The organism is Candidatus Cardinium hertigii, assembly GCF_050864855.1.
GTDB classification, from domain to species: Bacteria; Bacteroidota; Bacteroidia; order Cytophagales; family Amoebophilaceae; genus Cardinium; species Cardinium hertigii_C.
The window spans coordinates 14,360-36,204 of sequence record NZ_JBOZWW010000039.1 but is presented as its reverse complement, the minus strand read 5'-3'; the positions used below and the strand labels follow the sequence as shown (position 1 = coordinate 36,204).

Annotated in this window: 15 protein-coding genes and 1 pseudogene; 14 read left to right on the top strand and 2 right to left on the bottom strand. The window is 38.8% G+C overall.

Going from position 1 to position 21,845, the window contains the following annotated elements:
- The 4 genes from ACRRVB_RS01350 to ACRRVB_RS01335 form a co-directional block, all read left to right on the top strand.
- On the top strand, positions 1–491 hold a 491-nt coding region (locus ACRRVB_RS01350), incomplete at its 5' end, for an MBL fold metallo-hydrolase (protein ID WP_432466206.1).
- A gap of 252 nt (positions 492–743) precedes the next feature.
- On the top strand, positions 744–1,823 hold the full coding sequence (locus ACRRVB_RS01345; protein WP_432466205.1) for an Mrp/NBP35 family ATP-binding protein: 1,080 nt from the start codon (positions 744–746) through the stop codon (positions 1,821–1,823).
- Between the two features lie 163 nt (positions 1,824–1,986).
- Positions 1,987–2,499: an HIT family protein gene (locus ACRRVB_RS01340; RefSeq protein WP_432466204.1), complete on the top strand. Its 513-nt coding sequence runs from the start codon at positions 1,987–1,989 to the stop codon at positions 2,497–2,499.
- A 584-nt stretch (positions 2,500–3,083) separates the two neighbouring features.
- Complete coding sequence (locus tag ACRRVB_RS01335) at positions 3,084–3,293, top strand: histone H1 (protein ID WP_432466203.1); 210 nt, start codon at positions 3,084–3,086, stop codon at positions 3,291–3,293.
- A gap of 235 nt (positions 3,294–3,528) precedes the next feature.
- On the opposite strand, the gene ACRRVB_RS01330 is transcribed toward ACRRVB_RS01335, so the two are convergent.
- Entirely contained in the window at positions 3,529–5,922 is a 2,394-nt protein-coding gene (locus ACRRVB_RS01330; protein ID WP_432466207.1) for an alpha-ketoacid dehydrogenase subunit alpha/beta, read from the bottom strand.
- A gap of 356 nt (positions 5,923–6,278) precedes the next feature.
- On the opposite strand from ACRRVB_RS01330, the gene ACRRVB_RS01325 reads away from it, so the two are divergent.
- The 4 genes from ACRRVB_RS01325 to ACRRVB_RS01310 are packed head-to-tail and all read left to right on the top strand — an operon-like array spanning position 6,279 to position 10,874.
- Complete coding sequence (locus ACRRVB_RS01325) at positions 6,279–6,557, top strand: co-chaperone GroES (protein ID WP_432466202.1); 279 nt, start codon at positions 6,279–6,281, stop codon at positions 6,555–6,557.
- 54 nt (positions 6,558–6,611) lie between these two features.
- Positions 6,612–8,249, top strand: coding sequence for a chaperonin GroEL (groL, locus tag ACRRVB_RS01320; RefSeq protein ID WP_432466201.1), 1,638 nt, complete (start codon positions 6,612–6,614; stop codon positions 8,247–8,249).
- Between the two features lie 11 nt (positions 8,250–8,260).
- Positions 8,261–8,419: a hypothetical protein gene (locus ACRRVB_RS01315; RefSeq protein WP_432466200.1), complete on the top strand. Its 159-nt coding sequence runs from the start codon at positions 8,261–8,263 to the stop codon at positions 8,417–8,419.
- Positions 8,388–10,874 (top strand): bifunctional UDP-N-acetylmuramoyl-tripeptide:D-alanyl-D-alanine ligase/alanine racemase, encoded by a 2,487-nt coding sequence (locus tag ACRRVB_RS01310; RefSeq protein WP_432466199.1) that lies wholly within the window; start codon positions 8,388–8,390, stop codon positions 10,872–10,874. The genes ACRRVB_RS01315 and ACRRVB_RS01310 overlap by 32 nt, the downstream gene beginning before the upstream one ends.
- A 267-nt stretch (positions 10,875–11,141) precedes the next feature.
- Here the strand turns inward: ACRRVB_RS01310 and ACRRVB_RS01305 are convergent.
- Positions 11,142–12,547, bottom strand: a pseudogene (locus ACRRVB_RS01305) (IS5 family transposase).
- A 133-nt stretch (positions 12,548–12,680) separates the two neighbouring features.
- Here ACRRVB_RS01305 and ACRRVB_RS01300 point away from each other — a divergent pair.
- The 6 genes from ACRRVB_RS01300 to ACRRVB_RS01275 all read left to right on the top strand — a co-directional run bounded on the left by ACRRVB_RS01300 (position 12,681) and on the right by ACRRVB_RS01275 (position 21,837).
- Complete coding sequence (locus ACRRVB_RS01300; RefSeq protein ID WP_432466198.1) at positions 12,681–14,072, top strand: ankyrin repeat domain-containing protein; 1,392 nt, start codon at positions 12,681–12,683, stop codon at positions 14,070–14,072.
- Positions 14,073–14,574: 502 nt separating this feature from the next.
- On the top strand, positions 14,575–16,491 hold the full coding sequence (thrS, locus tag ACRRVB_RS01295) for a threonine--tRNA ligase (RefSeq protein WP_432466197.1): 1,917 nt from the start codon (positions 14,575–14,577) through the stop codon (positions 16,489–16,491).
- A gap of 118 nt (positions 16,492–16,609) precedes the next feature.
- Positions 16,610–17,605, top strand: a complete 996-nt coding sequence (gene lpxD, locus ACRRVB_RS01290; protein ID WP_432466196.1) for a UDP-3-O-(3-hydroxymyristoyl)glucosamine N-acyltransferase — start codon at positions 16,610–16,612, stop codon at positions 17,603–17,605.
- A gap of 67 nt (positions 17,606–17,672) precedes the next feature.
- Positions 17,673–19,091: a bifunctional UDP-3-O-[3-hydroxymyristoyl] N-acetylglucosamine deacetylase/3-hydroxyacyl-ACP dehydratase gene (locus tag ACRRVB_RS01285; RefSeq protein WP_432466195.1), complete on the top strand. Its 1,419-nt coding sequence runs from the start codon at positions 17,673–17,675 to the stop codon at positions 19,089–19,091.
- Positions 19,078–19,854 (top strand): acyl-ACP--UDP-N-acetylglucosamine O-acyltransferase, encoded by a 777-nt coding sequence (gene lpxA, locus ACRRVB_RS01280; protein ID WP_432466194.1) that lies wholly within the window; start codon positions 19,078–19,080, stop codon positions 19,852–19,854. The genes ACRRVB_RS01285 and lpxA overlap by 14 nt, the downstream gene beginning before the upstream one ends.
- 240 nt (positions 19,855–20,094) lie before the next feature.
- The gene (locus tag ACRRVB_RS01275) at positions 20,095–21,837 is read left to right on the top strand and encodes an ABC transporter substrate-binding protein (RefSeq protein ID WP_432466193.1); all 1,743 of its coding nucleotides are present in this window, start codon (positions 20,095–20,097) and stop codon (positions 21,835–21,837) included.
- Positions 21,838–21,845: the final 8 nt, after the last annotated feature.

The following is a 21,845-nucleotide window of genomic DNA, read 5'->3' as shown; positions in this document are numbered from 1 at the left end:
GAGTTGATAATATAGGATGGCGCATCACGGAAGCTGATTCTATAAAATTTGATAAAGAAAAACTCCAAGCCAAAAATATTTCAGGGATTCAGGTTCGAGACCTCCAAAAAAGAGGCGCTTTAAGCCTAAATGGGACCACTGTTTTTCTCTCCGAGGTAAGCGAAATGCGCAAAGGGGATATTTTCGCTTATGTTCTAGACACAAAATATTGTCAAAATGCTGTTGATTTAGCAAAAGGAGCCAAGCTTTTGTTATGTGAGCGTACCTATTTAGAACAACATAAAAGTCTTGCGCTTTATTATGCCCACATGACAGCAAAACAAGCTGCTACTATTGCTAAACAAGCAGGAGTTGAAAAATTAATTTTAACGCATTTTTCTGCGCGTTACCTCGACCTAAATCTCTTTGCTGAAGAAGCAAAGCTCATTTTCCCCAATGTAGAAACGGCAGACGATTTAAAGCGGTTTGACTTTCCCAAAGGGAGTTTTTAGATTTAAATCTTTGATTCTACTGCATATTTCTTCTCATGTATAGAAATAATAAAATTAATTCTGCTGAAGAAGAAAAACTTTTAAAATAGGATAGCAATTTTGGAACAATAACAACGTAGGCTGCAAAACAGGTATCTATAGTTTAACCATTTTGGTAAAATAATGGCCAAATAATATGCAAAATACAAGATAAAGGGAAAAACAGTCAAATATAGACGCGAGAGAAGCGAATGAACCAAATCATATGATATTATGAACACCTTAAAAAAAAAGGTTTTAGAAGCTTTACGTAAAGTAGATGACCCCGATTTAAAGCAAGACCTAGTTTCATTGGGCATGATTGATCACCTTGATATAAATGGATCTACCATTTCTTTTACGATTATACTGACTACCCCAGCTTGTCCATTACAAGAAGTAATCAAACAGGCATGTATACAAGCCATTCGTGAAACGGTAACCGATGATTTTGAGATTAGTATTCAACTCACCTCAAAAGTGACTTCAGGACGCTCTAAATCCTCTATATTGCCTGGTGTCAAAAATATTATTGCCATTGCTTCTGGTAAGGGGGGCGTTGGCAAATCTACCATTGCTACCCATCTGGCGCTGGCGTTATCCAACCATGGTGCACATGTGGGACTATTAGATGCAGATATATTTGGACCATCTATTCCGACGATGTGGGGTTGCGAAACCATTAAACCAACTGTAGGCAGAGAGGCCGGTAAAAATTTTATTATACCTATAAGTTGCCATAATGTGAAATTGCTTTCTATTGGCTTTTTATCCAATATGGAAGAGGCCATTGTATGGCGTGGGCCTATGGCCAGTGCTGCTTTTAAGCAATTATTACAAGATGCAAATTGGGGTGTGCTAGACTATTTATTGATCGACCTACCCCCTGGTACCAGTGATATTCACCTTACTTTGGTACAAAGTATTTCTGTTACAGGGGTAGTAGTGGTTACTACACCACAAAAAATTGCATTAATAGATGCCATAAAGGCGATTGCTATGTTTAAAAAGGAGCAAATCAAGGTGCCTATACTGGGATTGATAGAAAATATGTCCTACTTTTCAACAGGAAAAACAGACTCCCCCCATCTCTATCATATTTTTGGAAAGGATGGAGGTAGATTACTGGCAAAACAAGCATCCATACCTTTTTTAGGCGAAATTCCATTGCTTTCTATGATTTGCCAACAGGGAGATGTAGGTGTACTATCTGGGCAAACTATCGAGCCTTTTAACACAATTGCGGAAAAATTAGCACAACAAGTAGCCATCCAAAATGCCACCTATGCTTGTGCAACCAATGGCGTTAACTGAACGCTATTCATTTTGTGCTTCAATTTTATCCAACAGAATCTTTGTACGGGGGTTTGGGTAGGCTTGGTATATTTCAATTTGTTGTTTAAATTTAAACAAGCATTTGGTCTAAATGTTTAAGAACTGTTTAGCCTCTTTATATTGCATTGCAATATGTTAAAAAATGATTATAACCCAAGACAAGCCAACTAAGGTCGGTATGCAACCGCCTACTGACCTATCTCCAAAAGAATGTATTTTTTGTCAAATGATAGCTGGACAAGCACCTTGTCATAAGGTATGGGAAGAGGTAGATTATATGGCTTTTTTATCTATATTTCCTAATACAGAGGGGTTTACGGTGGTAATACCTAAACGCCACCTAAGTAGCTATATTTTTGATCATGACTCAGAAGAGATCAATGGGTTAATGGCAGCAGCTAAACAAGTATCTAACCTATTGGTGCATAAGTTTTCAACCGTTGCTAGAACAGCTCTTGTATTTGAAGGATATGGTGTAACCCACTTACATGCCAAATTAATCCCTCTGCATGGTACCAAAGATGGTACGTGGAAGAATCTGGCCCCCATGATTAAAACCAAATTTGATCAATACCCTGGTTACATTTCTTCTCATGATGCGGCGCGGCAATCGGATGAAAAATTAGCAGAAATAGCTAACTTTTTAAAAAATTAGTATCTGTTAGAAGCAACAATCGTAAATTTTGAAATAAATTTCCTACCATATACTTCTAATCAATAGGACTTAATTATTAGATTATTGTATAGATAATATACATTTCTAATTTTTTTGGTATACTCCACTACTATTGTCAAAAAAATAAAAACCTATTGGGACGCGTGTGGATATTTTTGATGGGTGGTTAGAAAAAATATTAGATGCATGCAACGGATCAAAAATTATAAGAAAGATCAAAACACTTTGGTAAAAATTCATTAGATTCATAAAAAGAAGGCTAGGCAACCAGCTTTATTGCAAGCTTGTGATTTGGGAATATGATAAACAGTATGTTTCAGGTCAAAATAGGCACTATCTGTTCACCCATCTGGTAACGTTACTTTTCAAACAGTGCAAAAAACTATTTGTAAAAAATTGCGGTAAGACAGTACGACCTTACTAGATAGCACATCCAATCGTTCAGCTGGAAGGGCAGGGAAATAGCTTGTGCAATGCGTTTTGACCAGAAGTCTGAATAAGTATCAGTAAGCAGCTTGGCGGAAAATAATCGAACCATCTAATAAAGGATTAATTATTATATCATGAATCAATTTGAAACATTAAAAACATTGGTACTTTCACTAGAAGATGAGTTTTATAAATTCTACGAAAAGAACAATAAAGCAGCTGGAGGAAGAATTCGTAAGGGTATGCAGACGCTAAAAAAAATTGCACAAGAAATCCGAATGAATGTATTGGCCTCTAAAGTACCTATCCACGATCTGAAGGATTCAGATAATATAGTGGACTGAAAAATCAGGACAGTTTTTATTTAATTTTCTTTCCTATTGTTGTCCATGTTCTAGCCTGCATTTTTTAAATGACTAATATAAGCCTTCATAGGTTTCTTATAGTTCATGCTAGAATGAAATCTTTGATAATTATACTTATTCATGTAGATGTTAATACCTTTTTTTAGCTCTTTAAGGCTTTTAAGGCTCTGTCGCGTTTTTTTAAGATATTTTGGTTTTTGAATTTAAAATTCAGTTATAAAATAGCTGGATGGCGTAAGGGATCCACTTGATGCATCATGTTATATATTTTACCGACTATTTCTTCTATATTAGGTTTAGAAAAATAGTTTCCATCGTCTCCATAGGCTGGGCGATGTGGTTTGCTGCTAATCGTTATCGGTGCTTCGTTCAACATAGCGTAACCGTTCTGCTCTTCCAATACTTGTTGCATCATATAGGCAGTTGTACCGCCTGGGACATCTTCATCTGCAAAAACAATACGATTGGTTTTTGCCAATGATTGTACAATACTATGATCTATATCAAAGGGTAATAAAGTCTGTACATCAATGACTTCACATTCAATGGCTAACTTTGAAAGTCTATCCGCTGCAGCACAAACAATTCGACACATTGCACCATAGGTTACAATCGTCACATCTTTGCCTACACGAAGTAGTTCTGGTACGCCTATCGGTATGGCCATGGTTGCTACATTATTAGGCATAGGTTCCTTTAAGCGGTAACCGTTCAAACACTCAATGATTAAAGCAATGTCATCTGAACGCATCATAGTATTGTAAAAACCAGCTGCTTGGGTCATATTGCGGGGTACTAGTAGGTAGATCCCCCTTATGGCATGCATAATGCTCGATATATAAGAACCAGCGTGCCAAATACCTTCTAGGCGGTGGCCTCTTGTCCGAATGATCATAGGTGCTTTTTGTCCTCCTTTTGTTCTATACAGCAGTGTAGCTAAATCATCTTGTATAATCTGTAAAGCATAAGGGAGATAGTCTAAATATTGTATTTCAACGATCGGTCTTAGCCCACGCATGGCTGCACCAATGCCTTGGCCTATCATAGTACATTCTCGAATGCTCGTATCAGTTACGCGTAATGGACCATATAGTGCCTGTAGACCTGCAAAACCCTGGTTTACATCACCTATTTTGCCTAAATCTTGTCCAATTGCAAAAACACGACCATCGCGTTCTAATAACGATTTAAAACAGCTACATAATATTTCTCTACCGTCTACCTGTGCAGGATTTTCTGTATAAATAGGAGGTATTCCTTTTACATATAAAGCAGCACTTCTAGAGTGGCTATAAAGATGGCTACTAAATCTGTTTGTGTTGTTTCTTATATTTTTGTGCCACCAAGCCAGTAGACCCTTTTTATGGACATACGGTATCTCTCGTAATGCATAGAGTGCTTGATCTGCTGCTTGGGTGATATCTAAGTGACGAAGATATGGTTGTGCAAGGGTATGCATAATAGTAGACCACTCATTCGTATTGGCTAGCTCTTGGGGCAATACGATATCGTTTAACAAAGCCAGTAGCTCATTTTTTGTTTGGTTATGGTCATGGATACAGCTATTCCATGCAGCTTGCTGCGCTAATTTTACTTTTTTATCTGATTCTAAAGCAATCTTTTGGATGGTTTCCTCATTGGCTATCCCACTTTCTATCATCCATGTTGCCATCTTTGGTAGGCAGTCATATGCTTTTTCCCATCTTAATCGTTTGGCCGACTTATACCGTTCATGAGAGCCAGATGTAGAATGGCCTTGTGGTTGGGTCAGTTCTTTAACATGAATCAATACAGGCACATGTTCGGTTCTACAGATGGTGACGGCCTGATAATAGGTATGACATAAAGCGAGATAGTCCCATCCCTTTGCAACAAATATTTCATAGCCCGCTTTTCCCTTGGTCCGTTTAAAGCCTGCTAAAACGGCAGAAATGTCTCCCTTAGTAGTATGATAGGGTTGCGGAACAGAGATACCATACCCATCATCCCAAATAGAAATACACATAGGTACTTGTAAAACTCCGCCTGCATTAATCGTTTCAAAAAACATACCCTCTGAAGTACTTGCATCACCAATGGTGCCAAAGGCCACTTCATTCCCTTTATTAGAAAAGTTTTTTTGTATGTTTTGAAAATGGGTAGCGCGGTATAATTTAGAAGCATAAGCCAGTCCCAATAATCTTGGCATTTGTGAAGCCGTACAGGATAGATCAGCGGAAACATTTTTACGGGTGAGTTGATTCAACCAATTGCCTGCTCCATCTATAAATCTTGTTGCAAAATGGCTGTTCATCATTCTCCCCCCAGAAGCCGGATCAGCCTCTATAGAAGCATGTGCATATAATTGCGCAAAATATTGTTGCAAAGTGAGCGCACCAATGGCAAACATAAAAGTTTGGTCTCTATAGTAGCCGGAACGCCAATCTCCAGCTTGAAAATATTTTGCCATAGCTAGTTGAGCCACTTCTTTACCATCTCCAAAAATGCCAAATTTGGCCTTTCCTGCAAAGACTTCTTTCCGTGCCAAGATACTTGCTGCTCTGCTCTCACAAGCTATTCGATAGTCATTCAGTACTTCAGTAGGCGTAATGGATAAGGCGTTTAACATATGCTTTCTATAGTGCAAACCGCTTACTAGATTTTAAATTAAAAATATACCATTGTAAATTTAGATGCTTTTTATCCAAAATCATTACGTATCGCTATAATTATATGGTCACTCCGTAGCCTGAAACGCCTTTATAACATAGTTGAATGGATATGGCCACAATTGTATGATGGCTAAACACTGACTAATTGTCAGCGCCTCTTCATCTATACTTTATAATTTTATCTATTTAAGCAGTTTGGCATGAAATCTGCTTTAGTACAGGTCAGATTAGAATGTGTGTAACCAACTTGGCGTGTTGTACACATATCTTAATGTAGATGTATACGATCAACCATTATTATAATATATAAGTTATGAGCAAGCTTCATATAAAACCGTTAGCTGATCGGGTTCTAGTAGAACCTGCAGCAGCTGAAGAAAAAACAGCTGGTGGAATTATTATTCCTGATAGCGCTAAAGAAAAACCTCAAAAGGGAAAAGTGGTTGCAGTAGGGCCAGGTAAGAAAGATGAACCTATTACCGTTAAAGTAGGGGATCACGTGCTTTATGGCAAATATAGTGGTACAGAGTTACATATAGATGGAATATCCTATCTCATTATGAAAGAATCAGATATCTATGCTATTACCTAATGGGTAGTATACATAATCAATTAAATTCTTATAACCTTATTAAACTAATATACAATGGCAAAGAATATAATTTTTGATGCAGAAGCACGAGAGAAGCTAAAGAGAGGTATTGATACCATGGCCAATGCAGTGAAGGTTACCCTAGGTCCAAAAGGTAGGAATGTTATTTTAGATAAAAAGTTTGGCGCTCCTAGTGTGACCAAAGATGGTGTATCGGTGGCAAAAGAAATTAGTCTAAAAGATCCTGTAGAAAATATGGGTGCACAACTGGTGAAAGAAGTAGCTTCTAAAACAGCGGATAGCGCTGGAGATGGTACGACTACTGCCACGCTCTTGGCCCAATCTATTTTTACACATGGTATTAAAAATGTGGCTGCAGGGGCTAATCCGATGGACATCAAACGTGGTATAGACAAAGGTGTAACAGCCGTTGTTAAAAAGTTGCAGGAAATCTCTAAAAAGATCAATGATTCTAAAGAAATAGAACAAGTAGCCACTATTTCCGCTAATAGCGACTCTAAGATTGGTAAAATGATTGCAGATGCTATGGAAAAAGTGGGCAAAGATGGCGTGATTACAGTTGAGGAAGCAAAGGGAACAGAAACAGAAGTAAAAGTAGTAGAGGGAATGGAGTTTGATCGAGGCTATCTGTCTCCTTATTTTGCAACCAATACAGAAAAAATGGAAGTAGAGCTTTCCAATCCTTATATTCTGATTTGTGATAAGAAAATTTCTACTATGAAGGATCTGCTTCCTATTTTAGAAGCTGTTTCTCAAAGTGGCAGACCATTGGTAATCGTTGCCGAAGATATAGATGGTGAAGCATTGGCTACCCTTGTTGTAAATAAAATTCGGGGTATTTTACGTGTAGCTGCTGTAAAAGCACCTGGTTTTGGTGATAGAAGAAAAGCAATGCTAGAAGATATTGCGGTACTTACAGGAGGCACCTTAATTGCGGAAGAAAAAGGTTGTAAACTGGAAAGTGTTACTTTGGACTATTTGGGTACTGCAGAAAAAATCAATATCGATAAAGATCGTACGGTTATTGTACATGGTGGCGGAAATAAGAAAGACATCGAAGCGAGGATCGCCCAAATTAAGGCACAAATAGCACATGCTACTTCTGATTATGATAAAGAAAAACTCCAAGAGCGTTTGGCAAAGTTATCTGGTGGTGTAGCCATCTTGTATATTGGTGCTGCTACAGAAGTAGAAATGAAAGAGAAAAAAGACCGTGTAGATGATGCGTTGCATGCCACAAGAGCTGCTGTACAAGAAGGTATTGTGCCAGGTGGCGGCGTTGCATTGTTGCGTGCAGCAACCTCTGGATCATTGGATACCCTAGCTGTAGAAAATGAAGATGAACAAACAGGTGCCAAAATTTTGAGGCTTGCATTAGAGTCGCCTTTGCGAACCATTGTAGCCAATGCAGGTGGTGAGCCATCTGTAGTGGTCCAACGTGTAAAAGAAGGTACTGATTCTTTTGGATACAATGCGCGTACAGATGTGTTTGAAGATCTCTACAAAGCAGGGATTATTGATCCAACTAAAGTAACCAGATTGGCGCTAGAAAATGCAGCTTCTATTGCTTCTCTTTTATTGACCACAGCTTGTGTAGTAGCAGATGATCCAGAAGATGAAAAACCTGCTCCTATGCCTCAAATGGGTGGTGGAATGGGTGGCATGATGTAACCTATTGCTTGATGGCCATCTATTGGTCCAATCAAGGTGATCGGTTGGATACCGATCACCTTATATCCTCTATCCTAATATCAAATCCTTTCCCTCATGCCACTGTTATTTGGCTTATACAACTCCATTTAGTAAACGATGCATCTTCCTCATACGCTTGCTTACTTTAGTGACTTAGTAGTGGTTACAGCTGGCCAAGTACTTCTTCAAGCAGCTAATTCTCCGATTACCGAATTAATCATAGACAGCAGAAATAAAACCACTACTCCATTTCCTATTTTTTTTGCCATTGTAGGCATTAACCACGATGGACACGATTATATAGCAGCAGCTTATGAAAAAGGGATCCGTCAGTTTGTTGTAGCCCACGCATATCATTGTGCTATGGTAGAAAAATTCAATGGGGTCAATATCCTACAAGTAACCAATACCTTAGAAGCTTTACACCAATTTATTGCTTTTTACCGCTCGAAATATCAGTTACCGGTATTGGGCATTACGGGTAGCAATGGCAAAACCATTGTAAAAGAATGGATGCATGAATTTTTATCTAGAAAGTATACAACGGTTAGCAACCCTCAGAGTTACAATTCTCAGGTGGGTGTCCCACTTTCCATAAGCCTATTACAACCCAGCCATGCATATGGCATCTTTGAAGCAGGTATTGGGCAAACAGGTGAAATGGCCAGATTAGCACGACTGATTCAACCGACGCATGGATTGATTACCAACATTGGCCCTGCCCACAGCCAAGGCTTTCAAAACATCACTCAAAAAATTGAGGAAAAAATAAAATTGTTTACCAGCTGTACAACCATTTATTATTGTAAAGACCATCAACCCATTCATCTAGCCATGATGGATCTATATGGTAGGACAAAAGTACTGGTAAATTGGTCTTTTGATAACCAAAAAGCAGATTACAAGGTTGTTTACAAACGGCTAAGCAACCAAACCACCCTACACATTACTACAACCACCCAAAGCAACACTTTTGTAATTCCCTTTCGGGATAAGGCTTCCATAGAGAACATAACCCATTGTCTGGTCTATCTACTAGACAATGGATTTGATCCCCGACCATTGCAACGTTCACTGTTGCAGCTTACCTCCATACCGATGCGTATGACCCTTAAAGCGGGCATCCATCGCTGCCAGATCATAGACGATACCTACACCAATGATATGGTTAGCCTAACCATTGCATTAGATTTTATGCAACAACAACAGCCAACGAAACGAACCGTTATTTTAACCGATATATTACAATCTGCTACACCTGATCACCAATTGTATCAGGAACTAGCTGCCTTATTGACCCAGCATACCATCCATCGACTGGTCGGTATTGGCCCCATGATCTGCCACTATAAAACACTTTTTTCCATACCAGAAACCATATTTTTTAATGGTATAGAAGATTATTTGGCACAAAAGCCAGCCTTTAAAGATGAAACCATCTTAGTAAAGGGAGCACGTACGTTTCGATTAGAACGAGTGGTGCAAACCATAGAAAAAAACAGTCATGGCACCATTTTAGAGATCGATATGCATGCGATCAGACATAACCTCTCTTACTTTAGGAAACAACTAAATGTAGGCACCAAAATTATGGCTATGGTAAAAGCTTCTTGCTACGGCAGTGGTAGCAGTAACTTTGAACTAGCTTCTGTACTACAGCGCCATGGTGTGGAGTACCTAGGGGTCGCTTATATGGATGAGGGCATCTCTTTGCGTCAAAAAGGCATCACCTTGCCGATTATGGTGATGAATCCAACCGATGATCATTTTGATGCCATCTTAGACCATCATTTAGAACCAGAAATATACAGCTTGCCATTATTAGATGCATTGGCTTCTTTTATAGCAGAAAGACCCGTCCAATCTATACCCATTCATCTTAAATTAGAAACAGGCATGCACCGTTTGGGTATAGCAGAGACGGAGTTAGACCAGCTGATAGAACAGTTGAAACAAATGCCCAGTCTACATATAGTCAGTATTTTTAGCCATTTAGCTGCTGCACAAGCAGACCTGCACGATGCATATACCCTGGTACAGGCAGAACGGTTTGTAAAAATGGCACAATATATAGAAAAACAGCTGGCCATAAAGCCTTTGAAACATTTTTTAAACACCAATGGTATCGTACGTTTTCCACAATTTCAATTTGATATGGTACGACTAGGCATTGGCCTACATGGTGTAGGCGTTGATCAAACCATACAGCCCCATTTGTTACCCGCCAGCAAGCTTAAAACTACTATTTCACAGGTCAAATCTATTCAAAAAGGCGATAGCATAGGCTATGATCGCAAAGCCATAGCTACACAAGCGATGACCATTGCGACCATACCTATAGGTTATGCAGATGGTTTAAGCAGATCATTTGGGTGCGGCAAAGCCACTGTGGTCATCCAAGGCCATGAATGTCCTATTATAGGCAATGTATGCATGGATATGGCGATGGTCGACGTTACAGGTCTAGCCTTAAAACGTGGTGATGAAGTGATTATTTTTAGTGCAGAACATCCAATAGATAGACTAGCCCAACGGATAGGTACTATTTCTTATGAATTACTTACCCAAATAAGCCAAAGGGTAAAACGTGTGTATTATACTTAAATATCTATTTTCTAGTTCATTCCGTTTGGAACGGTATCTATTTTTTCTTATCATGATACTTGCCAGTCAACAAAAAAGGAAAGCAATATTTCCGTATGATTTGTTTTTTATAATTGCGGCTTTTTCCTTTGTTAAACTTAAGCAGTCGGCATAATTAGTTATAGACGGCAGTCTACTCTATTGTAATGCTTCTGCTTGGTGTTGAATGGTTTACGATAAAGTATCATTCATAATTAGTCGGCCCTGAAATATTATTTTTGAATAAATTTATTGAATGGATATTTCTTTATAATATATATGGTTTATCAGGCGCTCTATTTTTCTTACCCAAGATATAGGTATAACTGGTTTTGGATTAAGAATTTTAATTATATAGGTTTTAATTTATTTGACTGTGAGGGTATTAAGAATAATTTTCTTGTAATCAGTCGTAGGTTATGAGCAATAGCACATAAAATAACGTTAAGTTTATCTCCTAAAATACCTTTCAAATAGTTAACGGATAATTTACCATCGGCTTTCATATGACCGATATGCGGTTCAATAGAAGATCTTCTTTTTATAGCTTTTTTTAGAGCAGGGGTTATACCCCTTTTAGAACCACTTATAAATATATCACATTCATTAACAGGAATATTATGACCTCTATAGGCTTTATCTACGAAAGCATATTTTACCTTGGTACCAGATAATTGCTCGGCTTGTAATAAACTCTTCTCTAAAGTATGGCCATCATAAGCATTAGGATGTATCGCTTCTGTAGAAACAATTAAACCTTTTTTATGGGTCAATGTAAATTGTACTTTACAACCATACTCATAAGGATTTCTAGACTTACCTTTACTCACACAGTAGACCGAGGGTTCATGGATACTATAAACTTTATCTTTACTATTTTTTGATTGATTTATAAGTTTTTTACTTATAGATAGTAGGCGCGTAAATTGGTTGCGTATTAGATCATCACAGGATGCTATAGAACGTTCTACATCTCTTATTACCCGACCAAGATAGGTTTTTAATGTTTTAACGCCCTTGGATAAACGTTTATACTGTTTGGCATGAGCATACCTATCAACTTTACGTTTAATAGATAGACCTAACCGCTGATAAGTTTGACGCAGTTTAATACCTGTTTTCTTGGCTATACTGACCAGTTTTTCTCTGGCTTTATTAAGCAAAGAAGAGTCAGTTGGGTAACGGATATTTTTCTCCATTACAGTAGTATCAGCTATAACTTTTTCAAGTTCTTTTCGGGTCACTACTTTTTTTTTTAGCGATAAGTCTATAGTCATAGATAAGATTTTATTGAGACCTTCTTGACCTAATCTATGGCGCCAACGGGTCAATGAACTGGGGTTACAAGGCACCTTAAACTGAAAATAATCATATCCACAAAAGTATTGCCAATAAGGGTTTTCTACCCATCTAACCACTACTTGTTCATCAGAAATATTATACATATGACTGATAATGAGAAGACCTATAATTAAACGAATAGGCAAAGGAGGTTGACCAGGTCCATAGCTAAAACCGCGGTCTAAATCTGATGCTAAGGAGTGCCAAGGAATCGAATCAGATAACTGGAATAAAGGATGTTTCGGGTTAAGAAAACTAGATAAGCGTTGCTCAAACAAACGCTCAAGGCTATTATTTATTTTCTTAGATTTCATCCTTATTTTGCAAGCTTTTTATACAAAACAACTCTAAAACTGGTTATTAACCAATACAAATTTAACCATTTATTTGCTGATTAACAAATAATTATACAGTATTTCAGGACCGACTAATTAAACATTAATAGCTATGAGAAAAATAAACAGTAGAGTAGGTCTATGCATTGGATTATTAACCGTCCATGCTTTGTCTTCTTGTACCAGCATAAAGCAAGGAATAGGTACAAAGAAGCTTAAAAAGCCGATGCAAACCATGTTAGGTGCTGCTCTATTTTCTAATGTAATGGGTACCCCTATTCCTACAAACATGCCATCTCTATCCAATGCAACTGGGTTGAGTAACAGTACTGCTATGGGTACCACATTAAATCCATACGACCTATCAACTACAGAGGCCTTCAACGCAAGTGAAGTACATCCATATGCATGTAAGGATGCTATGATGGGTATCGATATGCTGAATGCAAAGCGTGGTCCATATGGGATGACACTTTTAATGGATGCAGCAGCAGGTGGTCGTATAGAAGAGCTTGAACAACTAATACGCAATAAAGCAGATCTGAATGTCCAAGATAATAACGGGAGAACTGCTTTAATGTATGCAATAGCAAATGATAAAATAGATGTTGTTAAAATATTGACAGAAAACAATTTATTAACAGACAGTACTGCAGATTCCAAGATAGAACTTTTGAACGCGGGAGATAAAGAAGGAATAACTCCCTTGATGCGGGCAATTATAAATAATAAAGTACAGACTATCAAGTACTTGCTAAAGAACCAACATGTAAATCTAAATGCAAAAGATCATGAAGGCAAAACTGCTTTAATGTATGGGGCAATAGGTCTTGAGCCAGATATTTATAAGTTATTGGTAGAAAGCAATCGAATAAATCTAAATGCGCAAGATCACGAAGGAAAAACTGCTTTAATGTATGCAATAATGCATCAAAAAAAAGAGAATGCCGAGTTATTGATCAACTATGGGGCATTCATGAGTTTAGGAGATTATGAAGGAAAAACTGCCTTGATGCATGTAGTAATATCTAATATGCCTAAGCAAAAAGACTTTGTTAATTTCTTGATAGACAAAGGGGCAAGCATGGATGTACAAGATGCTTCTGGAAGGACTGCTTTGATGCATGCAGCAATACATGATAGTGTAGATAGTATTGCTCCCTTGCTAGACAAAGGAGCAGATATGAATATAAAAGATCACAAAGGGCTGACTTTTTTAATGCACCATATAATAAATTTTCCAGATCTTGACAAACAACCTATTTTAAATTTGTTACAAAATAGACGGTTCAACCTGGAAGAACAAGATCATGAAGGAAAGACCGCTTTGATGTATACAGCAATACATGGTAAATTATTGTATGCTTCAGTATTGATAAAAGAAAAAGCAGATTTACATGCAAAAGATCATGATAAAATGACTCCTTACGCGCATGCAATCCGTTCTGGCCAATTTGGAATAGCTGAGTTCTTAGAAAAACATGGAGCAGATCCGAATGAATAAATACAACGGCCTAAACATCTATTTAGGCCAGTCAAAGGCGTTAACCAAAGGGTTTCATCTTAACGAAATCTTTTAAACGTCCTATACAAAAATAGGGAACATTATGTTCCCTATTTTACTATTATCGTTCCGTTTATATTGAACCTTTATAGTCTATCCACTAGTTTATTCATATTGGTTTATTACAACCCTTTTTAATCAAAGACAATGCATGTACATTATCTTTCAAAAAGCCTAAAAAGGCTCTTTCAAAACTTAGCCGTTAAAAAGCGTCCCTTATAGATAACGCATCAAACCGTTTAGTCAAGCCTACCAGAAGTATACCTTCTATTTTACGATTTGTAAAGTCCCGTTTCTTTCAGTAATTTTTACACAGCGTATGATTTTAGGCTACTACTTTATCAAAAAAAGCAGTAGCGCATTGCTTATGTTCACGTTTTGTAGTGCATCTTTTATAGCCATCGCAAGTCCATCGTATAACAGCAGCTAATTAAGTAATACAATGATTCATATTTTAATCGATGGTCAAACCAATTCATTTCCCAAAGGGATTACTGGTTTAGCCATTGCCCAACAACTTGGCACAGCTGTTGATGTGTTAGCCGTTCAGGTAAATGGGGTCCTTTATGACCTTACCCGTCCTATTGAGGTAGATGCTACCCTTCATTTCCTTAGATGGGAAGATGAAGCAGGGAAGCAGCTCTTTTGGCACTCTTCTGCCCACCTTTTGGCTGCGGCATTGACGCTATGTTATCCAGGGGTTACCTTTGGTATAGGTCCTCCTATTGCAGAAGGATTCTATTATGATGTCGATTTAGGACCTCATCCTACAAATACCTTAGATCTAGCAGCCATAGAAAAAGAGATGATTAGACTGGCCCAGCGCAAGGATCCATTTGTACGTCGCGTCATTTCCAAACAAGAAGCCATTGCTTTTTTTACTCAAAAAAAAGATCCTTATAAATTAGAGCTATTAGAAGGACTGGAAGACGGCACCATTACCTTTTATCAGCAAGGTGATTTTGTTGATTTATGTAAGGGGGCTCATTTGCCCCATACTGGGTGGATCAAAGCGGTTAAAATTTTAAATGTTTCAGCTGCTTATTGGAGAGGGGATGCAAAAAATAAACAGCTCACCCGTATCTATGGCATCACCTTTCCAACTAAAAAAGAGCTGACTGATTTTTTATATAGACGAGCAGAAGCCCAAAAAAGAAGCCATGTAAAAATTGGAAAAGCACTTGGCCTCTTTACTTTTTCTGAAAAGGTAGGACTGGGGCTGCCCCTTTGGTTGCCTAAGGGTGCATTATTGTGTGATACATTGGTCCAGTTTCTTAAAAAAGAGCAAATCAAACGAGGATACCAGCCAGTGGTTACCCCCCATATTGGCCATAAGGCACTGTATATAACCTCTGGCCATTATGAAAAATACCAAACCGATTGCTTTCAACCCATTCATACCGCTGAGGAAGAATACCTCCTAAAGCCTATGAACTGTCCCCATCATTGTGAGATTTATACCAGTGCCCCCCGCTCGTATAAGGAGTTACCCATCCGTTTGGCAGAATTTGGTACCGTCTATCGGTATGAATTACATGGTGCCTTGCATGGATTGACCCGAACGCGCTGTTTTACCCAAGACGATGCCCATATTTTTTGCCGTTCAGACCAAGTGGCAGAAGAGTTTGCCAAGGTAATTGATTTGGTACGTTATGTATTTGGCCTATTTGGTTTTAAGGACTATACCGCGCAACTCTCTTTTAGAGATCCCAATAGCAATACTTATATGGGAGATGCCCAAGATTGGGATCTGGCAGAAGGAGCCATTCAAGCGATTGCTCAAGAAAAGGGTTTGCAAACTACGGTTGTCCTAGGGGAAGCTGCTTTTTATGGACCAAAGGTTGATTTTATGGTAAAAGATGCCTTGGGGCGTAGTTGGCAATTGGGTACGGTACAGTTGGATTACCAGCTTCCTATTCGCTTTGATCTAACCTATATGGGGGCTGATGGCCAAAAGCATCGACCGGTTATGATCCATCGTGCGCCATTTGGTTCATTGGAGCGCTTTATAGCCATTCTAATAGAGCATACAGCAGGAAAATTTCCACTCTGGCTAGCCCCAGAACAAGTAGTAGTTTTATCCCTTTCGGATAAATATGCCAGCTATGCCACGGAAGTCCAACAGAAGCTATTGGAAAAGGAGATACGTACTGCCTTAGATATTAGAAGTGAAACCATTGGTAAAAAAGTTCGTGAAGCTACTTTACGCAAAGTTCCTTATATCCTAGTCGTTGGCGAAAAAGAAATGACCGATGAAACCGTTGCCATTCGAAAACAAAACAACCAAATCAGTATGCCTTTAAATGATTTTATCCAGCAAATTGCTGCAGAAATAGCTAATATGGCACTTGTGGTATAAGCTAACCAGTGGGTGTACGCATTGCAATAATGATTGTAAATACTAGGTTTGTTAGCAAATGGGTTAGTTCTATTTAGACTAATGTTAGAAATTTTTATACCATCAAAAATGTAAAACCATGCAATGGACCATACCAGAATTGATAAATCGATTTGGTGCCAGGCCGATGGGTGGTGTCGATGCAGTCCTCACCCATCTTTGTACCTTGGGGGAAGGAAGCCCAGGAGGGCTTAGTTTTTTTGTAACTCCACAATATGCTGATGATTTTTACCGAACCAAAGCTTCTGCTGTTTTGGTTGCTAAAAATTTCAAGCCAGTTGTACCTGTAGCCGCTGCTTTGATAGCTGTGGAAGATCCTTACGGCTGTTTTTGTCGCCTCATAGAGGAAGTACACCAAGAAAAAATGGCTCCCAAATGGGGCATAGAATTTCCTTCTTATATAGGCAGGCAGGTTACACTAGGAGAAAATGTGTACAGAGGCGCTTTTTCCTATATTGGCCACCATGTAGTTATAGGCAAAGGGGTAAAAATTTATCCACATGTCTATGTAGGAGATTATGTCACCATTGGCGATGATACCATACTCTATAGTGGTGCCAAAATAGCCCCTTATACGGTAATAGGTAGTCGATGTGCCATCCATGCTAGCGCAGTCATTGGCAGCCCTGGTTTTGGTTTTATAACCCATGCAGATGGCACTGCCAAACGTATTCCCTCAGTTGGTCATGTGTTATTGGAAGATGACGTAGAAGTTGGTGCCCATACTACTATAGATGCCGCTACTGTAGGACGCACCATAATAGGAAAAGGCACCAAGATAGATAATTTGGTGCAAATCGCTCATAATGTTCAAATAGGGCAACATGCCGGTATTGCGGCACAAGTGGGGATTGCTGGATCTACTAGGATAGGGGATTATAGTAAGTTGGGTGGTCAAACAGGTGTGGCAGGCCATCTCCACTTGGGCGATCGTCTTACAGCAGTTGGTCGAGCCGGTATTACCCGTTCTTTTCCAAAAGGCAATATTACCCTTTCCGGTACACCTGCTTTTGAAAATAAAAAATTCTTAGCGTGCTATGCCAGGTTTAAAAATCTCGCACCATCAAAAAAGTAGCAAAGCAATATAGATGATACTTTTTTCTGGATCAAAGGATTTTGTATAACTTTTAAAAATATTTAAGATGCAACGGCTACAACAGACCATTCAACGTATCATTTCCTTTGAAGCCATTGGCCTCCATACGGGTAAAAAAATTAAGGCTACCTTAACCCCTATGCCTATTGATACCGGTATACAATTTCAACGGGTTGACCTCCCCAATCAACCTATTGTAGAAGCCTGCATAGCCCATGTAGTGGCAACAGAAAGGGGTACTATGCTTGAAAAAAATCAGGTACAAGTGGCTACGGTAGAACATTGGCTAGCAGCGCTAGCAGGGTTGCAAGTGGATAATATTTGTATGCAGCTAGATGGGCCAGAAGTACCAGATTTAGATGGTAGTGCCTTAGGTTTTGTACACCTTTTATTAGAAGCCGGTCTGTTGCAACAAGAAGCATCACAAAAGTTTTTTACCATTAAGGAAAAATTTGTCTACAATGACCCTGATACAGAAAGCCATTATACGCTGTATCCCGATACAGATTATAGCTTGCATGCAACCATTTCCTACAATAGATGGCCCATTGGGCACCAATATGCAACCCTCTTCACCTTAGCCCGTTTTAAGGAAGAAATAGCCGCTGCCCGCACTTTTATCTATTTGGATGAAATCGTTGCCTTGTATCAGAAGGGATTGCTACAGGGAGGAGATCCTACCAAAGCGGTCATTTTCTCTGATCATACCGACCCTACAGAACAGTTGGAGCAACTTACCCACTTATTTGATAAAAAAGTTGAAAATGTAGTAACCCCTAGCCCCTCCAGTCTATCTGCGCTACGGTATATCAATGAACCAGCGCGTCACAAATTATTAGACCTTATCGGTGATGTGGCCTTATTGGGTAGACCTTTGCAAGGGAAACTGGTTGCCCATCAGCCCGGCCATGGGGCCAATATACGTTTTGTGGCTGCTTTGAAAAATCACTTGTTCAGACAAGCCACCCCCCCTATTTGTGACCTACAGGCTAAGCCCCAGTTAAATGTAGAACAAATTAGTAAAATGCTACCCCATCGTTATCCTTTTCAATTGGTAGATAAGATTATGGAATTAGGTGACACCCATGTGATTGGGATTAAAAATGTAACCATTAATGAGCCCTTTTTTCGAGGCCATTTTCCTGGTACACCTATTATGCCTGGTGTGCTTCAGGTAGAGGCATTGGCCCAAACGAGTGGTATATTGGCGTTGCATAAAGTACCAGATCCCGCGCGATATCTAACCTACTTTCTTGCCATTGATCGCTGTAAATTTCGTCGTATGGTGGTGCCTGGAGATACCCTAGTGTTACATTGTGTATTGCTGACAGATATAAAATTTAGTACTACGCAAAAACAGTCTGTAGCCATTGCAAAGGTAAAAGGACGCATTTTTGTAGGTGAAAATTTGGCGTGCGAGGCAGTTTTATTGGCTCAAATGGTCAAACAACATGAAGCAATCTGATATCCATCCCGGTGCTATGCTGGGGAAATCGGTAAACATAGGCAATTTTGTAACGATTCAAGAAGATGTAGTCATAGGTGACGGTACCTATATAGGGCCTCATGTGACCATTATGTCTGGCAGTCGTATAGGCAAAAATTGCCAAATTTTTCCAGGTGCAGTGATTGGTGCCGTGGCGCAGGATCGAAAGCCAGCCACCTTGAAAACCTATGTAGAAGTCGGAGATCATACCGTTATACGTGAATTTGTTACCCTCAATAGAGGCACTTTGGGTGATACCATTATAGGTGCGCATGTATTGCTCATGGCCTATGTACATGTCGCCCATGATTGTATGGTTGAAGATCATGTAACTGTTACCAATGGTGCACAGCTGGCAGGCCATGTCCAACTCCATCACCATGCCGTAATAGGTGGTATGGCAGCCGTTCATCAGTTTATGCGGATAGGGGCCTATAGCATGGTTGCTTCTAAAAGTATTGTGCGTAAGGATGTTCCACCTTTTATTAAAGTAGCACGAGAGCCTTTGCGCTATTGTGGCATCAATCTGATCGCATTACAACGGCATCGTTTTACAAAAGAACAATCCGATACGATACACCATATCTACCGTTTGATCTATCATAGTCAATTGTTGTTGCCCTTGGCATTAGAAGCGGTAGCGAACCAAGTGATCCATTCTAATGAAAAAGAGATGGTGCTCTCTTTTATACGCAATAGTCCCAAAGGCATTGTAAAAAAGACCAATGTATGTGTAATATGAGTCAGAACAGCAGCTTTCCTTCTAAAAAACCTGATAATCTTTTGTTTATAAGTAGAACCTAAAAAACAGCTCATCGGTTGTTTATTACTGCAAAATAAGTTAAATTGCGTAGCATATTATGAATTTATTTCTTATGCTTTATAAGCTAAAATTTTATTGCCAACATTTTTCGATGCTGTTTCATCATTAGAGTTCGTCTACCAACTTTAAAGCCTAAAATTACAAATATTATACAAAATTATGATTAGTAAAAGAACCATATTATTATTGATGTCTCTATGGGTATTTGGTGCCATCTACTATCAAGATTTTAAAAAAAAGCAGTTGCTTGCTACCCCCACTTTAAATAATATATCGGTCCGTCCCATTAATGGTACCGACCCAGTAAGAATTGATGATTCGAGTTCTTCTGATGTAGTTGCCAAGATATATGAAGGGTTATATAACTATCATTGCTTTAAGAGACCATTTGAGTTTGTACCCAATCTTGCTGAAGAAATGCCTACTGTTTCTCCAGATGGCTTGGTCTATACCTTTAAAATTAAAAAAGGTGTCTTATTTCAAGATGATATCTGTTTCCCAAATGGAAAAGGGAGGGAACTCAAAGCAGCTGATTTTGTTTTTAGTTTAAAAAGAATCGTAGATCCTAAAAATACAGTCCCTTATCTTGGTCTGATAGATGGCAAAATTAAAGGATTGGATGCATGGAAAGAACAGTCAGATTATGCCCAAGAAGTAGAAGGGTTGAAAGCCTTGGATGATTATACCCTACAGGTTACCCTTACGGAACCTTGGGTGCTGTTTTTGAATTTTTTAGCTATGCCGATTGCTTTTGTGGTTCCTAAAGAGGCGGTGATGCACTATGGTCCTGAATTTTTAAACCATCCGGTGGGTACAGGTCCTTTTATCCTAGAGGGTGGCTTTAATCCGCAGGCCACGCAATTGACCTTTGTCAAGAATCCTACCTTTAGAGAAGTATTATTTCCTGCTGAAGGAGATGAATTGTATAGGTCTGTAATAGAGCCTTATGCGGGTAAAACGTTGCCTTTGGTAGATAAAATTGTAACGGATATTATTGTTGAAGAGCACCCACGTTGGTTAAAAGTGCAAAATCGGGAGGTTGATATACAACAGGTTAGCGATGCGGGCTTTACATTACGGCTTATCGGACCAACAGGTGAACTTTTACCAGAGTGGAGTGAAAAAGGATTGGTTTTGGAGCAAGTTCCCGGTGCTAGAACTGAGTTATTTGTCTATAATCATAGCCATGATATTTTTAAAAATCCTTATGTAAGGCAGGCTATGTCTATGGCTTTTGATAGGGTATTTTATAATCAAAAATTTTACAAAGGTACTGCGCAACCAGCGCAATCTCTAGTCCCACCTGTGTTAATGGATCATGCCAATGACTTGGAGGATTTATATGGCTATAATCTGGAGCGTGCAAAAGAATATTTGGCTAAAGCAGGTTTCCCAGGTGGACAAGGATTTCCGGTTATTACATTGGATACCCGCTCAGAGACAAGTTATAAAGATAAAGCAGAATTTTTTGCCCAATGTATGGCCCATATTGGCATACAAGTTCAAGTAGTAACCAATATTTGGCCAGAATTGTATAGTAAGGCCATCAAAGGCGCTACTATGATGCACACATTGAGTTGGTCTGCTGATTATCCTGATCCTTGTACTTTCTTTGATTTGATTATGAACAAGAAATTAGTTGGTGCTTACTATGAAAACACTGCATTTAATGCGTTGTTTCATAAGGCTATGAAAACCACCAACGAGGCAGAAAGAAAGCGTTTATATGTAGAGTTGAATAAAATGATAGCAACCGAAGTACCTATGATTTGTTCCGTTCATCCTTCTCTTCAAGTATTACGTTACAACTGGGTTAACAGTGTGCCCCCTAATGACTTTTCTGCATCTCTAGATGTATATATGGCAGTAGATATGGCCCAAAAGGTTAAACCTACCAAGTAATCTTACCT

What these genes read in the sequence shown, in the direction of transcription:
- ACRRVB_RS01310 (WP_432466199.1), top strand. Translation starts at nt 8,388, where the DNA reads ATGCATCTTCCTCATACGCTTGCTTACTTTAGTGACTTAGTAGTGGTT.
- ACRRVB_RS01275 (WP_432466193.1), top strand. Translation starts at nt 20,095, where the DNA reads ATGATTAGTAAAAGAACCATATTATTATTGATGTCTCTATGGGTATTT.
- thrS (WP_432466197.1), top strand. Translation starts at nt 14,575, where the DNA reads ATGATTCATATTTTAATCGATGGTCAAACCAATTCATTTCCCAAAGGG.
- ACRRVB_RS01335 (WP_432466203.1), top strand. Translation starts at nt 3,084, where the DNA reads ATGAATCAATTTGAAACATTAAAAACATTGGTACTTTCACTAGAAGAT.
- ACRRVB_RS01315 (WP_432466200.1), top strand. Translation starts at nt 8,261, where the DNA reads ATGGCCATCTATTGGTCCAATCAAGGTGATCGGTTGGATACCGATCAC.
- ACRRVB_RS01330 (WP_432466207.1), bottom strand. Translation starts at nt 5,922, where the DNA reads ATGTTAAACGCCTTATCCATTACGCCTACTGAAGTACTGAATGACTAT.
- groL (WP_432466201.1), top strand. Translation starts at nt 6,612, where the DNA reads ATGGCAAAGAATATAATTTTTGATGCAGAAGCACGAGAGAAGCTAAAG.
- lpxA (WP_432466194.1), top strand. Translation starts at nt 19,078, where the DNA reads ATGAAGCAATCTGATATCCATCCCGGTGCTATGCTGGGGAAATCGGTA.
- ACRRVB_RS01325 (WP_432466202.1), top strand. Translation starts at nt 6,279, where the DNA reads ATGAGCAAGCTTCATATAAAACCGTTAGCTGATCGGGTTCTAGTAGAA.
- lpxD (WP_432466196.1), top strand. Translation starts at nt 16,610, where the DNA reads ATGCAATGGACCATACCAGAATTGATAAATCGATTTGGTGCCAGGCCG.
- ACRRVB_RS01285 (WP_432466195.1), top strand. Translation starts at nt 17,673, where the DNA reads ATGCAACGGCTACAACAGACCATTCAACGTATCATTTCCTTTGAAGCC.
- ACRRVB_RS01345 (WP_432466205.1), top strand. Translation starts at nt 744, where the DNA reads ATGAACACCTTAAAAAAAAAGGTTTTAGAAGCTTTACGTAAAGTAGAT.
- ACRRVB_RS01300 (WP_432466198.1), top strand. Translation starts at nt 12,681, where the DNA reads ATGAGAAAAATAAACAGTAGAGTAGGTCTATGCATTGGATTATTAACC.
- ACRRVB_RS01340 (WP_432466204.1), top strand. Translation starts at nt 1,987, where the DNA reads ATGATTATAACCCAAGACAAGCCAACTAAGGTCGGTATGCAACCGCCT.